The sequence below is a fragment of the Psychrobacter sp. AOP7-C1-14 genome (assembly GCF_052376135.1).
In the GTDB taxonomy this organism is placed as follows: domain Bacteria; phylum Pseudomonadota; class Gammaproteobacteria; order Pseudomonadales; family Moraxellaceae; genus Psychrobacter.
This window is the reverse complement of sequence record NZ_JBQSVH010000003.1, coordinates 117,530-134,237: the sequence shown is the minus strand read 5'-3', so window position 1 is coordinate 134,237 and position 16,708 is coordinate 117,530. Positions and strand designations below refer to the sequence as shown.

Sequence of the window (16,708 nt, the reverse complement as noted above, 5' to 3'; positions counted from 1 at the left end):
CACCCTTGATAATCTGATTATATTAGAGATGTTTATATGAGTCTTTCTGAATTACCTGCTGACTTGAGCGATTCTACCACTGGTGAATCTGTTACGACCCAAACTGAGCAAGGGCTGTATGTGAACCCTAAAGCGTTGACTGCTCACTTGCCAGCGCTAAGCTATCGCGACGATGCGCTGTATATGGAGCAGGTTAGTATTGATGAGTTGGCGAAACAATATGGTACACCATGCTACGTGTATTCAAAGCAGGCAATATTAGACATTTATCAAGCCTATACTGATAGTTTTGCCAGTCTGAATCATCAGGTATGCTATGCCGTAAAAGCAAACTCTAATCTTGCTGTGCTTGGTGTCTTAGCGCAGGCAGGTGCCGGGTTTGATATTGTCTCTCGCGGTGAGCTGATGCGCGTGTTGGCAGCAGGTGGCGCAGCAGCACGCGTGGTATTTTCAGGTGTTGGCAAAACGTACAGTGATATCGAATATGCGTTGACTCAAGGTATCGGCTGTTTTAACGTCGAGTCTATCAGCGAGCTGACTTTGATCAATGAAGTCGCAAAGTTACTTGATAAGCCTGCGCCAATCTCATTACGCGTCAATCCTAACGTCGATGCTAAAACCCATCCATATATCTCGACTGGTCTTAAAGACAACAAGTTTGGTATCACTCACGAAGACGCACTAGCGGTCTATCAGCAAGCGGCTGACCTATCACATATCAACATCGTTGGTATTGATTGTCATATCGGTTCGCAGTTGACAGAGGTAGAGCCATTTGTTGCAGCATTAGATAAAGTTATTGAGCTGATACATAGCTTGCGATATGCTGGCATTGAGTTACAGCATATCGATTTGGGCGGCGGCTTAGGTGTGCGCTATATTGATGAGACGCCTGTGTCTATCGATGAGTTTGCCCAAGCATTATTGCCGAAGCTTAGCGAACTTGGTTTGACTGTGTTCTTTGAGCCAGGTCGTAGTATCGTTGCCAATGCTGGCGTGCTGTTGACCCAAGTGGACGTACTCAAGCCGACTGAGCATAAAAACTTTGCTATCGTTGATGCCGCTATGAATGACTTGATTCGTCCTGCTTTATACCAAGCTGAAATGGCAGTGATTCCAAGTGTATCACCTAGTGCTGGTATCGATACAGATGGTACGCAGCCGTGGGATATCGTTGGCGCGATTTGTGAAACGGGTGATTTCTTGGCAAAAGATCGTTTGTTATCATTGACCACAGGCGATGTATTGGCTATTACTGGTGCAGGTGCTTATGGCTTTACTATGAGCAGCAACTACAATTCACGCCCGCGTGCTAGCGAAGTCATGGTGTCAGGTGATAGCCATCAACTTATTCGCAAGCGCGAAACGATTGAAGCGTTATATGCAGATGAAACGTTGTGGCAGGATAAATAACATTATAGGCAGTATTAATGTTGTTATAGTCATCGACAGCTATATTTAATGACTATTTTGATGAGCTCGTTTTTGATTATAGCTGTGTTGACGAGAGAAAACCCACTGTGACGATAACAGTGGGTTTTTTTGTGTCTAATGCGAAGCCCAATACCAAGCAAGCAGGTTAGTTATAAGATATACATATAACTCGATATTTGATGGTGGTGATAATTATGATTGTATCTGACAGCGTGCTAATATAAGGCATACATAAAAATAGGATAGGACATCAAAGATATGCTAATAGAGTTTACTAAAATGCATGGGTTGGGTAATGATTTCATGGTCATTGATTTAGTGACCCAACGCCTCGATTTGACCAAGGATTTGGTGCAGTTATTGGGCGATCGCCACCTAGGTATTGGTTTTGATCAATTGCTCGTGGTCGAGCCGCCTATGCGCCCTGATGTCGACTTCAGTTACCGTATTTTTAATACTGATGGCACCGAAGTCGAACAGTGCGGCAATGGCGCACGCTGTTTTGCGCGTTTTGTACAAGCACGTAAACTATCATTCAAGCAGCGTCTACGCGTTGAGACAGCTAGCGGTATCATCTCTCTAACCACTGATCGCTACGGTTGGGTAGATGTCGATATGGGCAAGCCTAAGTTCGAGCCAGATGAGATTCCATTTAGCCCAAGAGCGACGACCAAAATCCAAAACACTTATCATCTCGATGTAAATGGTACGCCTGTACAGCTATATGTTGCCAATATGGGCAACCCGCACGCTGTAATAAGAGTCGATGACGTACTTGATGCAGAAGTTGAGACTCTAGGCAAGGCAATCGAATCGCATCCTGCATTCCCAGACCGCGTCAATGTGGGCTTTATGCAAGTGATGAATCAGCGTCACATTCGTCTACGTGTGTACGAGCGCGGTGTAGGTGAGACACAAGCTTGCGGTACGGGCGCTTGCGCAGCAGTGGCCGTTGGTATACGTGAAGGTTGGCTTGATGAGGGTGAAGAGGTCCGCGCGCAGCTATATGGTGGCAGCATGATTATCAAGTGGCAGCCAGGCTATTCGGTCACGATGACAGGCCCGACCGCTTTCGTTTATGAAGGCGTGTTTAGTCCAGATGGCCTGATGGCACAAGCGGGTCTCAAGCCTAATGCTGAAGGCTAATACCTGTTGCTAGGTCAATGGTATAACTGCCAAGGATGGTTCTAATATGGTTATGTCTGCTAATAAAGAAAGCCAGTCGGCTAGTTCATTACCTTGGCTATCTACTGAGCTGGCCACCACTATAGAGTCCGATGCTGCATTACAAGAGCTACTCGCACCTGTGAATCGTTGGCTCAATACGCTGTCTATGCGCAATCATTCATCGCATACTTTGATCGCTTATTTCGCTGGTTTGAATCAACTGGCGTTATTTTTACGTGGGAAGCGTCTAACGTGGACACGCTGTGATAAACGTCAACTTGCTCAACATATCAGTCAACGCCTTGATGAAGATAAGCTAGCGCTTGCCAGTGTTCAGCAAGAGCTGTCTGCGATTCGGCATTTTTATGGCTGGATGATTGAAGAAGAACTAGCACGTATCAACCCAACCACTGGCTATCAGCTCAAGCGTAGTCCTAGACCGTTACCTTCTATCGCTGATGTCGATTTACTGACTCAACTACTCGATCAAGAGATTCCTGATATACCAGAGCAAGCGCGCCTATGGTTACGTGACAAAGCTATGTTTGAATTGCTTTACAGTAGCGGCTTGCGTGTTGGCGAGTTGGTCGCACTCGATATAGCAGATATAGATTTGTCTGACTTACGGGTACGAGTTACAGGTAAAGGAAATAAAACACGTCTAGTGCCATTGGGGATAAAGGCAGCAGCAGCGATTAGACACTATCTACCACATCGTAACCTGTGGGTAGAGCAGATGGATGATGCATTATTTATCAGTGAGAAGCTAGGTACCAGACTATCAACACGGGCAGTGCAGCAGCGCTTGAAAGTTGCTGCTACTCGCGCAGGTATTGCACAGAATATGTATCCACATTTGTTGCGTCATTGTTTTGCATCACACATGTTGTCTGGCAGCGGCGATTTGCGCGCCGTGCAAGAGATGCTCGGACATAGCGATATTAGTACCACGCAAATTTATACCCACGTTGACTTTGCAAAATTAACGCAGGTTTATGATCGCGCCCATCCACGAGCATCTCTTGCTCAAAATGAAGACTCGCCCTAGCACTTAGGCATTACATCCATTGTATTCCATCATCTACGCCAAACGATGGCAATCAAAAATAGGTAGTTTTTGGCGGCCTTGCTCTTGCGCTTGCTTGTCTAATGAAGCCATGACGATGGCATATTGTTTATCCAGTTCACTATCGTCATAGCTTGCGATAATACTACTGTCAAATGCTGTAATGGCTGCATGTCCCCATGTCTGGCGCGTGCTACCATCTTTGTATAGATGATCGCCACCTTGTGCCGCGCCAATGACCATGCATTGACTATCTAGCGCGCGAGCCTGTAACAGCAGTGACCAGTGTGCTTGTCCTGTCAAGTAAGTAAAGGCAGAGGGTGCACTCAATAGTTCAGCACCGGCTTGTCGCAGACGCTGCGCCAATGCTGGGAAACGCAAATCGAAACATACCATCATGCCGAGGTGATAGACTGCATTATCTACTGCTAGTGGCGCAATGACAGTCTGCGTACCCGGCTCAAAAGTAGCCGCTTCGTTATAGCTGCCATGCTTATCAGCTACAGTTGCAGTAAACAGATGAATCTTGTCATAACGAGCAACACGTGTACCGTCTGGTGCAAACAGCTGACTCACTTGGCGTAATCTACCGTCAGGAACGACAGTACCATCAGGGCGATAATGACAGGGTAACGAGCCTACTAGTACATGTATACCGGCAGTGCGTGCGTAGTCTGCTATCGTCGCTGATAAGTCATCAAAACGCTCGGCAGTAGCGGATTGCTGACCCATGCTACAGCAGTTCTCAGGTAATACAACGAGCTCAGCCCCTTGAGCTTGTGCGTCTGTAATGGCGGCTTGGATATCTGATAAATTATTCTCAACATTCTGCTGACTATTCATTTGAATAGCAGCGACATTAAGTTGATGGTTGTTTGGATTCATGAAAATATTCCTATTGGGTGTGAGCTGTGTTGCCCATTCATCGTCGCTTATTTATTATAATATTTACGTGGAAATGAAGAGACTGCTCGTGTTTATAGATTGGTTATACTTATTAAGATAGTAGTCCGCTGTAGATAACTAATCAAACGTATCCGGACAGAACATAAATTATCATAGCAAAATTGTGACAAAAAATGCTATCGTCATGTCCTGTTAAGATTTAAGTCGTTACCTTAAATGACAGAATAAACAAAATATCACCAAAGTCGGAGTGCAATAAGCCGCCCATGAGTATGTCGTTCGGATTGGCGACCACGCTGAGCAACTCACAAAAGCTAACCCCGCAGATGCAGCAAGCCATAAAATTGCTGCAGCTCTCTAGTCTTGAGCTTGCACAAGAGGTTCAGGCAAAGCTGGATAGTAATCCATTGCTTGAACGTATTGAAAACGATGACGAATACGATAATGGTAATGATGAAGCAGAGGAATGGAGTGAGTCATTAACGCTAGATAGCTGGAATCAAAGTAGCAGTACTGACTCGTTTGACTCAGCGCCGGATACCAGTGCAGAGTATAGTGGTGACAGTTTAGATAAGCTTCAGCAGTCTAATATCGATGATAGTGCGATAGATATGGATGGCTACAGCAGTTTCAATACTGATAGCTTTGATACGGGTAACTATGCTTCTGCTGCAACAGGAACTGGTAATAGTAGAGTGGCTGAAGATTTTGATAGTGATCAAGGTGGTACTTCGTCTACCATTCAAGATCATGTGCGTTGGCAGCTGAACTTTAAACGCCTCTCAGAAGCTGATACGTTGATTGCAGAGTATTTGATAGATTCCATGGATGATATGGGCTTCATTCGAATCGACATAGATGAGCTGCTGCAGAGCTTTGATACGATGGCAAATTTCTATCAATGGGATGAGCGCGTTGAGAAAGAAGAAGTTTTAGCAGTATTACGTATTATTCAGTCCTGTGATCCAGTTGGTGTAGGGGCGCGTCATCTAAGTGAGTGCTTATCGATTCAGCTATCAAAGCTAGATACTCACACCGAATACCTACAAGAAGCCCAAGCGTTGCTATCAGCAAGCGAGCATTTAGTCAGCAACAATATTAAAGCACTAACAGAACGCACAGGGCTTGCACCAGAATACATTACACCTGCTCTAACGCTACTACGTACCTTAAACGCGTCACCAGGGCTACTGTTTCAGTCAAGCCAGCCCGACTATGCCCAGCCACCTGAAAGCTACGACATTCCTGATGTTTTAGTCACACCTGTCAGAAAAAATAAGACGACAAGCAACTCTGAAGCAGTAGAAGATGGCTGGTATGTGCGTCTCAATCCAGATACTTTGCCAAAACTACGCGTAAACCAAGAATATGCCAACTTAGTCAAGCGCGGTGATGATAGCCCTGACAATCAATATCTGCGAGAAAATCTTACCGATGCTAGGCTGTTTATTCGTAGTATCGAAGAGCGTAATCAAAACCTATTAAAAGTAGCGACCAGCATCGTACGTTATCAGCAAGAATTCCTGCAGCATGGTGCAACAGCCATGCAACCTTTAATATTAAAAGCAATTGCTGAAGAAGTTGATCTACATGAATCTACGGTCTCACGCCTTACCACTAGCAAAACCATCTTGACGCCGCAAGGGCTATTTTCTTTGAAACACTTCTTCTCATCTCACGTGAGTGGTGCGGATGGAGATATCTCGTCGACTGCTATCAGTGCCATGATTAAAAAACTTGTCGCTGATGAAGATCCTAAAAAACCCTTATCAGACAGTCGTATCAAAGATGAGCTGTTAACAGATGGTATCGATATAGCCAGAAGGACTGTCGCCAAATATCGTGAGGCGATGAATATTGGCTCGTCTACTCAGCGCAAACAGAAATACTAACTATATAAGACGATTTTTTATAACGCTAATGACGATCTGTCTATACGATATAAGTGAGATATAAAAAATAAAATTTTTTGATTATATAGAAACCTAAAAGAAACAACAGTTTTTGTTACACTTAATTACAATTAAATGGCTTGCTACTGGACGACTTTCATGACAAATTAGAGTCATACCAACAACAAAAACCAAGTGCCGATTTGTAGTATTCATTCACAACTAACAAAGGAGACGATAAAGGAATACGTCGACACATTACTATAGGCATCGGCATAGTTGATGGTAAGGCAGGATGACAAGAGCAAGAATGCTACCTCATCTGTTGATTGTAAGTCATGAATAAAAGGACAACAATATGAATGTTTCTATCAGTGGTCATCATATCAGCGTTACCGAAGCTATGGACACAGCAGTACGCGAAAAGCTTGAAAAAGTAGAGCGTCACTTTGATCAGATACAAAGTATTCAAGTGATTTTATCGTTAGACAACAGCGGTGCTAGTGACGGCGGTAAAAAAAGCCATAAAGCTGAAGCGATTATGCGTGTCTCGGGTCAAGAGATGTTTGTCCAAGCGTCTGAAGATGATATGTACAAAGCCATTAACGAGATGGCAGACAAGCTAGATAGACAAGTACGTAAGTACAAAACCCGTCAAGAGCGCAAAAAGACTCAGGGTGCAGGACGTGATAGTCGCTATCAGGATCTAACCCCTGCAGAAGCAGTACCAGCTGCATAGTTCAAGTTTTAAACTTTGAACGTTATCGTTACAATCTAGTGAAAGTAGACTAAGAGAATAAAAAATTTATAAGTAGCTGCTGCATTAGTTTGTAATTGACATAAAAAAGACCTCTAACGTGTGATGCGTTGAGGTCTTTTTTAGTATTAAGGAATGTAAATGAGTAGAGGGTTGCCGTTTGCTTAAATTTAATTATCTAAATACTATTAACCACCACCAACAGCTTGTACTACTTCGATATCCATACCTTCTACCACACGTAATTGAGCAAGTTCACTTTTTGGCATCAACTCACCATCTACTTCTACAGCATAACGGCCTTGACTAAGCCCAAGTTCATTAATAACTAGCTGCACAGTTTGATGGGTGGTTTGTAAGCTCTTACCATTGACACTGATAGTGCTCATATTAAATACTCCCTAATATTTTAAAGTTCCTGTTTATCTATTATTTGCTACGTATCTTTTGACTAATAATACTTATTTTATAGCTAACTAAGACTAAGGGCTAAAAACAATAATAAATTCTGAACAGCTCAGCTAGCTGAATCTTTTAGTCGAAATGCAGAAACGGCAAGCCATAGCCAGCCTACAATCATAAGAATGCCACCAATAGGCGTAATCGCACCGAACCAACGCGGTGCACCAAGCGTCATCGCATACAAGCTACCAGCAAAAATAATAATGCCAATTTGCAACAACCATGCTGTCGTCTGAGCAATATGTTCTAAACGAATTAGTAAACCGACAAATAATAGTCCAAGCGCGTGTACAAACAGATACAGCGTTGCCGTATGCCACCATTCGAGCTGTTGGATGCTGACACGACCCTCTAGACCGTGTGCACCAAACGCACCTAGGGCCACGGCGATAGCCATATTAACTGCTGCAATACCGATCCAATTTAACATGGCACAACTCGTACTATTTTGAGGCTACTGAATATCATCTGGCAAAATTACACTATCGATGGTCATGGCATCACGAATCTTGTCCATGGCATTTTTTTCAATCTGACGGACACGCTCAGCTGAGATAGAGTAAACTGCTGCTAATTCATGCAAGGTGGATTTTTGCTCAGAGAGCCAGCGCTGTTCGACGATATCGCGTGAACGATCATCTAAAGTGCCCATAGCAGCGATGAGTGCCGATGAGTTGTTTTCTTCCCAATCCTCTTCTTCTAATTGCTCAGCTGGATCGATACCATCTTCCAAAAATAGCTGAGGGGCGTAGCGACCATCATCATCGTCGCTCGACTGCGCTTCAAACGAAGCATCATAAGATGTTAGACGTGATTCCATCTCTAACACTTGTTTGCGCGTGACATTTAAGTCATTAGCGATAGCATCTGCTTCTTCTAGTGTCAGCTGGTTGTTGGTCTTCTTGAGGCTGCGTAAGTTAAAGAACAATTTACGATGAGCCTTGGTAGTTGCAACCTTGACAATACGCCAGTTACGAATCACGAACTCATGAATTTCAGCTTTGATCCAATGTACAGCAAATGACACTAAGCGTACGCCTTTATTTGGGTCAAAGCGTTTGACCGCTTTCATCAATCCTAAGTTACCTTCTTGGATTAAATCTGCTTGTGGCAATCCGTAACCTGAATAGCTACGTGCAATATGAATCACAAAACGCAGATGCGACATCACCAATAGGCGAGCAGCTTCAACATCACCCTCATCATAGTAGCGATGCGCTAGCTCTTGTTCCTGTACTGTTGTCAAAATAGGAATTTGATGGACAGTATTGATATACGCGCCTAGGTTAACCCCTGGTGCTGACAGATGAGTTGGCATAGCAGGTACTAGGTCGCGCGTACTGGTATTACCTAATGTACTCGCATCATAAGGTGGTCGCTGGGCTGCGACTTTTAATGCAGCATCGCGTGCATCGTTTTTTATAGGAGCTGCGTCATCTTTTGTATTTGTATTCACAGCATCAGTAGAATTATTAGCCATATTCTTGACCTTGGTTAAATAGTTAAGCAAATAGTCAGATAAAATCTTTATGATTTAATTGTAAAGGATAGCAGCGCTTAGTTGCTATCAGTTTTGGTAATGATGAAGTGATATATTGTAGCGAAACGCTGTAATGATTTGCTATCACCTGACGAGTGGTCAGTAACTTCATTAATCATCAAATCCAAACAGTCTGCCGTCTGTGATTGTCGGCTTTGTCTACAAAACGCTGCAATATCAGCTTGCGAATTAGGGTCGGTTGCAACCACATATAACGACTCACCAGCTACTACATCACGTAGTGCGACTTTGGTTTTTAACAGTGGCATCGGGCATGCAAGACCGCGTCCATCAACAAAGTTTTTTATATTTAGTTCAGACGGCTCTGCGTTTACACTATCTGTTTCGTGACTTTTAGTCGGTAGCAGCTTTAGTAAACTAGCAATATCGTTCTGCTGTGTATCAGGCAAGTTCGCTGATAGTCGGATAAAATGCGATACACGTTCGATGACTGGTTCACTATCAGCGGACATAACTTAAACCTTGTAGATATCTATAGTTTAATTGGTAGTATTGGCAATAGGCTTCGATATTAAGCAAGAACATAATCTATCAATTATAAATTACGAGATTGTTATAACAGTCATCTAGACCTACTATCATTGTTACTCATTATACCAAATAGACAATGTATAGTTGCAGTTGAATATAATCAACGCTGCGTTCGGTTCACTAGAATCATCTGGCCAAGAATTACACAATTGGCAATTATCCGACTAAGCGTCACACGGTTAAGACTGATCTAATAACCTAATAAATAGTTACCTGACGAATAATTACATAATCATGTTGCGCAATCGTGACGGTTGGCTAAGTTATTGGTAGTTAAGTGCATTGTAGAATTGACCTTATATAAACAAGCTCGTATAGTCGAAAAGACGTCGTCAATTATCTTATAGGATATGCACTTGTACCACGCTAATAGAACGAAGCGACCTGACAGCAACAATAAACCTTTAATAGCCAAAAATTCCGTAGACTTGCCACTTATGTTATCTAAGCAAAAAGGTAATCATCACTTTATGAGTTTAGCTTTACCAAATAGTATCAAAGTAGGGTTATCAGTGATGCTACTAGCCATAGCTAGTGGTGCGCATAGTCGTGATAATCAGGCGCAACCATTTGCTGATAGTTCGTGGCAAGTCACAGATTCGCAAGCACTAGATTTACCAAATTTGCGCGGGCAGAGATTAAGCTTTGCTGAGCAATACCAAAACAAAATGCTTGGCGAGTGGTCATTACAGAATATCAATGGCCGCGTCAAAATGGAACATGATCCTTGGGTGCAGGAAACGATAAAAAATATGACGTGGCGTCTCAATGCTCAAGTCCGCCAGCAAGCACCACTTGGCGTCGTCATACTCGATAACCCTAGTATCAATGCTTTCGCAGCGCCTGGTGGCGTAATTGGTATCAACACAGGCACGATATTGGCTGCTAGTAGCATGGATGAGCTGGCAAGCGTCGTTGCGCATGAAGTTGCGCATATCAGTCAGCGACATTATGAAAGTGGCGTTGACGAACGTAAAAAGGCCTTGCTGATGCAGATAGGCGGTATGCTAGCCGCGATTGCTGCCTCAGCAGTTGATGGTGATGCAGCAGCAGCGGTAATGGCGGGCAGTCAAACAGCCTCTATGAATAGCAGCATGTCGTTTAGCCGTAGTAACGAACGCGAGGCTGATAGAGTAGGTATGCAGATTATGACTCAAGCAGGTTACGATCCTCGTGCGATGCCAAGATTCTTTGCGACGATGAATCAACAGAGTCAGTTAAACCAAGTTGAAAATCAGTTTTTGCCGAGCTTTGTGCGCTCGCATCCGTTGAGTAATGAGCGACTGAGTGAATCGCAAAGTCGCGCCCAGCGTTATCCATCGCTCTCATTGAGCCAACAGCAGCGCCATCAAGCACTGTTTGATTTGTTATATTGGCGCGTGCAAGTGACTGGTAAACACGCCTCTGAAGTCACACTGACAACGGCTGCCAAAAACAGCCTTGGGGCCAAACTTGCGCTAATGCATTGGTATGGAGAGCAGCAGCGCTTTACAGATGCCAATAAAATACTGGCTGAGATAAAAGCGTTATCAAGTACGCAACGTCAGAGTTTGGAGCCGCTACTGTCGATTACGCACAGTCAGCTATTAAGTGAGCAGGGTAAGTGGCAACAAACCGTAGACGTATTAGAAAGCCAGCAGCGTCTATACCCTGAACGCCGTGACTTACGCCTTTATCTGGCTGAAGCGCTGACTAACAGTAATCAGCCGATAAAAGCTCAAGCGTTGCTAAAGCCACTAACAGAACAGCATTTAAGCGATCGTTATGCATGGCAAAGTTTGCAACTCGCCAACGAAAAACTTGCTAAGACTACCACGTCACCACAACTAGCCAATATCGCGACGATTAATGCATTACGCTATCGCAGTTATGATCAGTTATGGAATGGACGCTATGAGAGTGCGCTGACCTCTTTGACGCAGGCCAAACAGTTGACGAAAGATCTGCAAACCATGGAACAAGCCAATAGTGCGCGTCCATTACTAGCGAATATTAATGCAGAAATCAAAGCAATAAAAACCGCCAGAGACTTTAAGCCCTAAGCGGTTAATTGAATAGACGGTTAATTAAATAGGCGGTTTTTTAGCAGCCAATCGTTTATACGTCAGACAGCTAACTTTACGGTAGCAGTTTAGCTGTTGATGAATCACACAAACGCTATCGTCTGATAATCAAAGAGTATCTATCAGAAACTAGCCTTGTAGCGCGTCTTTAACCATTTTAGAAATCAAGGCAGGATCAGCACGGCCAGCTGTTTTGTTTTTGAGCACACCCATGACGCTGCCCATATCGCGCATAGACGTAGCACCTTGCTCAGCGATTTCAGCATTGACCAATGCCATAATCTCGTCTTGACTCATTTGCTGCGGCATGAACTCGTTAATGATATCAACCTCAAACTGCTCTTTAGTAGCCAAGTCATCACGGCCGTTTTCTGTAAAGATCGTAAGTGACTCTTGACGCTGTTTTAGCTGCTTTTGCAGAACTTCTAGTACTTGTGCATCATCAAGTTCTGTCTGACGGTCAATCTCGATTTGTTTCACTACTGACTGCACGTTGCGCAATACTTTAACGCGCTCAAGATCACGAGCTTTCATGGAAACTTTGATATTGTCTGCTAACGTCTGTTTAATTTGGCTCACTGCTATTATCCTTATCGATCCATTAAATACTATTCGGTAGATGTTGATTGTTAAATTTATAGAATTGAACCTGCTGATGATGGCTTTAATAAAAATTATGTCAGCAGTAATAACAAAAATTGTAGCATAAAAAACGCCACTGATATCAATTGATAACAGTGGCGTTAGTGTAGCGCTTGTACGTAGCTAAATCAGATTACTGATTAGTACATACGAGTGGTACGAATAGTTTCGCGTTGTAACTTCTTTTTATAACGCTTTACGGCAGCAGCTTTTTTACGCTTGCGTACTTGCGTTGGTTTTTCATAAAACTCACGCTTACGTACGTCTGACAATACACCAGCTTTTTCACAAGCACGTTTGAAACGACGGATAGCGATATCAACTGGTTCGTTTTCTTTAACCTTAACTGCAGGCATGAAGACTCCTCGATTAGGATGAGATATAAGGGCATTAGTTTGGCTGTGTATTAGTATTTAGCCGTAATATCTCAAGATTACAGGCATCAGCTCAAACTAGGACAATTCTCACGCATTAGCGTAAGGGCAGGTATTCTAATAAAAAATACCAACAAAGTCAATGATTTTAAGGATTTATTGCCGATAAGTAATTCAATTAGATAACAATTTGAATTTAGCTATCAATCTATGAATTCAATATATATACAATGCTTTATCAATAAAAAATCCCTACCGTCTATAACGGTTTGATTGGAGTTTATGCTATGATAATTCCCATATTATAGTAAGCCTATTAACCGTTTTGTGTGTATTTTATTGAGGATGTTGGAATGAAAAAAACAGTATTTAACACGGTATTAAGCACGGCACTTATCGTCGCTTTAGGTGTGAGCGTGAGTGCTTGCGGCGGTGAAGAGCATGAAGAAGTACTAGCAATCGATCGCGTTGATGAAGCTGCTGAGCTTGCGATCAAAAATTCGCCACCAGTTGAAGAGATGGATTTCCCAGAAACAGCACCAATGCCAGCGGCTGATGCAGCTGGTACAGAAGCTGATGGTACAGCTACTGCAGAAGCAGGAGCGGCTGACACTGAATCTGCTACTGCAGAAGCAACAGCTACCGATAGTGCGGATGCCGCTGCTGCTCCTACTGATAGCGCTGATATGGCGACTACTGACGATACAACGGCAGCCACTGCTGAGTAATCTAGTGCTGAGTTGGCTATTAAACAGTCATTAGTAGTATACGTAAGTATTTTAAGCCTATATAGCGCATTATTCACTGATTGCAGACTGACTAAGTAAGGGTAAAACCATGATTGATATACAACCGTATATGAACAAACTGAAATTGTCTGCAATCGGCATGAGCGTGGTATTTGCCGTGAGTGCGTGTAGTGGCGATAATACAGCGACTGAAGAGGCTGCATCAGCCAATGAACCAGCTACCGCTGTGGAAGAAACAACTGTAGCTGAGGATACGATGCCTGAGCCTGCGGTTGAGCCGGAAACAGAGTCAGAACCAAAAACAGAAACAGAATCTGCTGATGTGATAGGTGAAGAGGTGGCGACACCGGAAACCCCTACTGAACCTGAAGTGTTGGCTGCAGATGCGGGTGCCAAATTGTATGAATCAAACTGTCAGGTTTGTCATGCTGCTGGCTTACTCAATGCACCAAAATATGGCGACTCGGCGGCTTGGGCGGCTCGTCTGACCAAAGATAAAGAAACGCTGTATATGCATTCGGCGAAAGGTTTTAAGAAAATGCCAGCGCAAGCGGTAAATGGTGTCAGCGAAGCACAAGTTAAAGCGGCTGTTGATTACATGCTAGCGTCGGTAAGCTGATACAGTATATTAGAACGTGTCAGCTATTGAAATTTGCTAAACTGGCCGTCATTGTGACTGACAATGACGGTCTTTTTATACACGTTTTTTGTCATGCCAATTTTAAAAATATGACAGCTGTACTAAGCGAATTTGTGATACTAGTGCTAGGCTGGTTGTATTCGCTACCCAATTTCTCAAATTGATGTAAGATAAAAAGTGCGGTAAAAATAGCAAAAATATGAAAGTATAAAGGCAAAAATATGAAAGTATTGGGCTTAGAGACCTCTTGTGACGAGACGGGGTTGGCGATTTTTGATAGCGAGCAAATAAACAGCGACAACCAAGGTTTGGTTGGGCAAGTGCTGTACTCTCAGATTGAGCTGCACGCACTTTATGGTGGCGTTGTGCCTGAGCTTGCTAGCCGCGATCATATTCGTAAGCTAGTGCCGTTACTCAATGAGCTGCTAGAACAATGCGATATGAAAAAGAGTGACATCGATGCTATTGCCTATACTAAGGGTCCTGGCCTGATTGGTGCATTGATGACAGGCGCGTTATTTGGTCGTAGCTTGGCGTATGGCTTAGATATCCCAGCGATTGGTATTCATCACATGGAAGGGCACCTGTTGGCGCCGCTGATGGATGCGAACCCTCCAGCCTTTCCTTTTGTCTCGCTACTGGTATCTGGTGGACATACGTTACTTATTGCTGCTCATGGTGTTGGACAATATGAGATATTGGGTGAGTCAATAGATGATGCTGCAGGTGAGTGCTTTGATAAAGCCGCTAAAATGTTAGGTTTGCCTTATCCTGGTGGCCCTAATATTGCCAAACTGGCAGAAACTGGCAATCCCGACGCTTATGCACTACCAAGACCGATGCTACATCGAGGTCTAGACTTTTCATTTAGCGGTATGAAAACAGCCGTGCATAATCTTATTAAAGATACGCCACACTCGGGAGGGTCTGGTAATGGCGCTGATAGCGATCCACAGGTTCGTGCTGATATTGCCGCCAGTTTTCAGCATGCAGTGGTCGATACGTTAGTGAAAAAATGTGTCAAAGCACTTAAGCAAGCAGATATGAGCCGCTTAGTAATTGCAGGTGGCGTCAGTGCCAATACTCATCTGCGAGAGACGCTAGAGGCTGAACTGGCTAAGATAAATGCGATGGTTTATTATGCACCGCCTGCGCTATGTACTGACAATGGTGCGATGATTGCGTATGCAGGTTTTGAGCGTTTGCAAGCAGGACAGTCTGATGATTTGGCCGTTAGCTGCATTCCGCGTTGGCCAATGACAGAGTTGCCAGCTGTATAATTGAGCATTTGGTCCAACATGCCTACATGAATTAAGGACAGTCTATGCAGTGGCTTGCTATTGGTTTGGGCGCAGCATTTGGTGCTTGCATGCGAGCGTGGCTATCGCGTTTCAATGCTATACATGGTTGGGTGCCGCTCGGTACACTAAGCGCCAATATCCTAGGCGGACTACTGATAGGGCTTGCGCTAGTATGGTTTGAGCGTATGGGTAGCAACCTATCCGATCATGTACGCGTGTTTGTGATTACCGGTTTTCTGGGCGGATTGACTACCTTTAGTACGTTTAGTGCAGAGGTGTTTGGCTTTATCCATGACGGACGGTTACTAGCAGGCTTAGCGCTCATCGGCTTGCATGTCGGACTAACCTTACTGGCAACCGCGCTTGGATTTTATTTCTTTAAGCTAGTTTTGTAGGCGTTGATAGATATTAATCGTTTAAGAAACTGTTATAAGTGGTTCCATGATATCAGTCTATTTTAAGTGGTCTATTAATAGGTTTGAAGGAAGTAACTGGTTCCGTTGGGCTATACCGTTAATACTTTAAGAGTATATTTTCTGATTTTCTAGTTGATACCTGCAAATCTCCTTGATCTAATTTTTTAAATACGCGTAATTGTTTCCAAAAGAGATAATGTGTGCCTTAAACTCTTTAGGCAAATCTATGCGGTATTTTTGAACTAGATAAATGTGCATATCATACCAGAAAAAAACTCCATCCGAGTACTCACCTGTACAAACATTATACTTACTATCAATTGGATCCTTTACAAGTCCCATCCATGCATAAACTAATTCTCCACTTCTCATATAATTTGAAAATAAGCTAGCCTCTGCTGAGGTTAGCTTATTTATATGATTTAATACACTTGGAAACTCTTTAAGCTTATCTTTACCTAAGAAGTATTTAGAATCTTGACTTGTATATTCAGTACCTAATTCTTCGATAAATCGTGGCAACACTTTAAATGACATACTCATGACCTCTAATGTGCTAAATAGTCAGCGATAAATTGCCTCTATGATAACCTACTCGAAGAGCAATCAAGCCTAGGTTGTCAAGTACACTCGGATGTACACTAATGCGATACAGGAGCTTACGTTAATTGAAATCACTTGAGCTACAGCTAAAGATTCAAGTCCTCACTAGGGAATCATAATTTTCCCCAACACCTATCGTAACGT

The 16,708-nt window shown here is 43.3% G+C and carries 18 protein-coding genes; 10 read left to right on the top strand and 8 right to left on the bottom strand.

Translation table 11 applies throughout. The annotated features are described in order from the left end of the window. Positions 1–36: 36 nt before the first annotated feature. From lysA to ACT3QN_RS04265, 3 genes are all read left to right on the top strand, one after another. Entirely contained in the window at positions 37–1,413 is a 1,377-nt protein-coding gene (gene lysA, locus ACT3QN_RS04275) for a diaminopimelate decarboxylase (RefSeq protein ID WP_444529026.1), read from the top strand. A 279-nt stretch (positions 1,414–1,692) separates the two neighbouring features. Next, entirely contained in the window at positions 1,693–2,580 is an 888-nt protein-coding gene (dapF, locus tag ACT3QN_RS04270; protein WP_444521149.1) for a diaminopimelate epimerase, read from the top strand. A 46-nt stretch (positions 2,581–2,626) separates the two neighbouring features. Continuing rightward, complete coding sequence (locus ACT3QN_RS04265) at positions 2,627–3,649, top strand: tyrosine recombinase XerC (protein WP_444529025.1); 1,023 nt, start codon at positions 2,627–2,629, stop codon at positions 3,647–3,649. Between the two features lie 33 nt (positions 3,650–3,682). Here the strand turns inward: ACT3QN_RS04265 and ACT3QN_RS04260 are convergent, their stop codons facing one another. Then, positions 3,683–4,552 (bottom strand): nitrilase-related carbon-nitrogen hydrolase, encoded by an 870-nt coding sequence (locus tag ACT3QN_RS04260; RefSeq protein WP_444529024.1) that lies wholly within the window; start codon positions 4,550–4,552, stop codon positions 3,683–3,685. Positions 4,553–4,839: 287 nt separating this feature from the next. Between ACT3QN_RS04260 and rpoN the strand changes: the two genes are divergently transcribed. Together rpoN and hpf are read left to right on the top strand one after the other, a co-directional pair. Continuing rightward, on the top strand, positions 4,840–6,465 hold the full coding sequence (gene rpoN / locus ACT3QN_RS04255; RefSeq protein ID WP_444529023.1) for an RNA polymerase factor sigma-54: 1,626 nt from the start codon (positions 4,840–4,842) through the stop codon (positions 6,463–6,465). Positions 6,466–6,823: 358 nt separating this feature from the next. After that, a complete protein-coding gene (gene hpf / locus ACT3QN_RS04250) occupies positions 6,824–7,204 on the top strand; it encodes a ribosome hibernation-promoting factor, HPF/YfiA family (protein ID WP_444529022.1) in 381 nt (126 codons plus the stop codon). 206 nt (positions 7,205–7,410) lie between these two features. Here the strand turns inward: hpf and thiS are convergent, their stop codons facing one another. From thiS to ACT3QN_RS04230, 4 genes are all read right to left on the bottom strand, one after another. Beyond that, entirely contained in the window at positions 7,411–7,611 is a 201-nt protein-coding gene (thiS, locus tag ACT3QN_RS04245) for a sulfur carrier protein ThiS (protein WP_444521154.1), read from the bottom strand. 128 nt (positions 7,612–7,739) lie between these two features. Then, the gene (locus ACT3QN_RS04240; protein WP_444529021.1) at positions 7,740–8,114 is read right to left on the bottom strand and encodes a DUF423 domain-containing protein; all 375 of its coding nucleotides are present in this window, start codon (positions 8,112–8,114) and stop codon (positions 7,740–7,742) included. Between the two features lie 24 nt (positions 8,115–8,138). Then, positions 8,139–9,002, bottom strand: a complete 864-nt coding sequence (gene rpoH / locus ACT3QN_RS04235; RefSeq protein ID WP_444521199.1) for an RNA polymerase sigma factor RpoH — start codon at positions 9,000–9,002, stop codon at positions 8,139–8,141. Positions 9,003–9,241: 239 nt separating this feature from the next. Continuing rightward, positions 9,242–9,697 (bottom strand): sulfurtransferase TusA family protein, encoded by a 456-nt coding sequence (locus ACT3QN_RS04230; RefSeq protein WP_444529020.1) that lies wholly within the window; start codon positions 9,695–9,697, stop codon positions 9,242–9,244. Positions 9,698–10,246: 549 nt separating this feature from the next. Between ACT3QN_RS04230 and ACT3QN_RS04225 the strand changes: the two genes are divergently transcribed. Then, complete coding sequence (locus tag ACT3QN_RS04225; RefSeq protein ID WP_444529019.1) at positions 10,247–11,818, top strand: M48 family metalloprotease; 1,572 nt, start codon at positions 10,247–10,249, stop codon at positions 11,816–11,818. Between the two features lie 150 nt (positions 11,819–11,968). Here the strand turns inward: ACT3QN_RS04225 and ACT3QN_RS04220 are convergent, their stop codons facing one another. Further along, the gene (locus tag ACT3QN_RS04220; RefSeq protein WP_444529018.1) at positions 11,969–12,418 is read right to left on the bottom strand and encodes a GatB/YqeY domain-containing protein; all 450 of its coding nucleotides are present in this window, start codon (positions 12,416–12,418) and stop codon (positions 11,969–11,971) included. A gap of 203 nt (positions 12,419–12,621) precedes the next feature. After that, complete coding sequence (gene rpsU, locus ACT3QN_RS04215; protein WP_010195908.1) at positions 12,622–12,837, bottom strand: 30S ribosomal protein S21; 216 nt, start codon at positions 12,835–12,837, stop codon at positions 12,622–12,624. A gap of 371 nt (positions 12,838–13,208) precedes the next feature. On the opposite strand from rpsU, the gene ACT3QN_RS04210 reads away from it, so the two are divergent. The 4 genes from ACT3QN_RS04210 (at position 13,209) to crcB (ending at position 15,940) form a co-directional block, all read left to right on the top strand. Continuing rightward, a complete protein-coding gene (locus tag ACT3QN_RS04210) occupies positions 13,209–13,583 on the top strand; it encodes a hypothetical protein (protein ID WP_444529017.1) in 375 nt (124 codons plus the stop codon). A 109-nt stretch (positions 13,584–13,692) separates the two neighbouring features. Continuing rightward, on the top strand, positions 13,693–14,223 hold the full coding sequence (locus ACT3QN_RS04205) for a c-type cytochrome (RefSeq protein ID WP_444529016.1): 531 nt from the start codon (positions 13,693–13,695) through the stop codon (positions 14,221–14,223). 242 nt (positions 14,224–14,465) lie between these two features. After that, complete coding sequence (gene tsaD, locus ACT3QN_RS04200) at positions 14,466–15,524, top strand: tRNA (adenosine(37)-N6)-threonylcarbamoyltransferase complex transferase subunit TsaD (RefSeq protein ID WP_444529015.1); 1,059 nt, start codon at positions 14,466–14,468, stop codon at positions 15,522–15,524. Positions 15,525–15,568: 44 nt separating this feature from the next. Next, the gene (crcB, locus tag ACT3QN_RS04195; protein WP_444529014.1) at positions 15,569–15,940 is read left to right on the top strand and encodes a fluoride efflux transporter CrcB; all 372 of its coding nucleotides are present in this window, start codon (positions 15,569–15,571) and stop codon (positions 15,938–15,940) included. Between the two features lie 177 nt (positions 15,941–16,117). Here crcB and ACT3QN_RS04190 read toward each other — a convergent pair whose 3' ends face one another. Beyond that, positions 16,118–16,498 (bottom strand): hypothetical protein, encoded by a 381-nt coding sequence (locus ACT3QN_RS04190; protein WP_444529013.1) that lies wholly within the window; start codon positions 16,496–16,498, stop codon positions 16,118–16,120. Between the last annotated feature and the right edge of the window lie 210 nt (positions 16,499–16,708).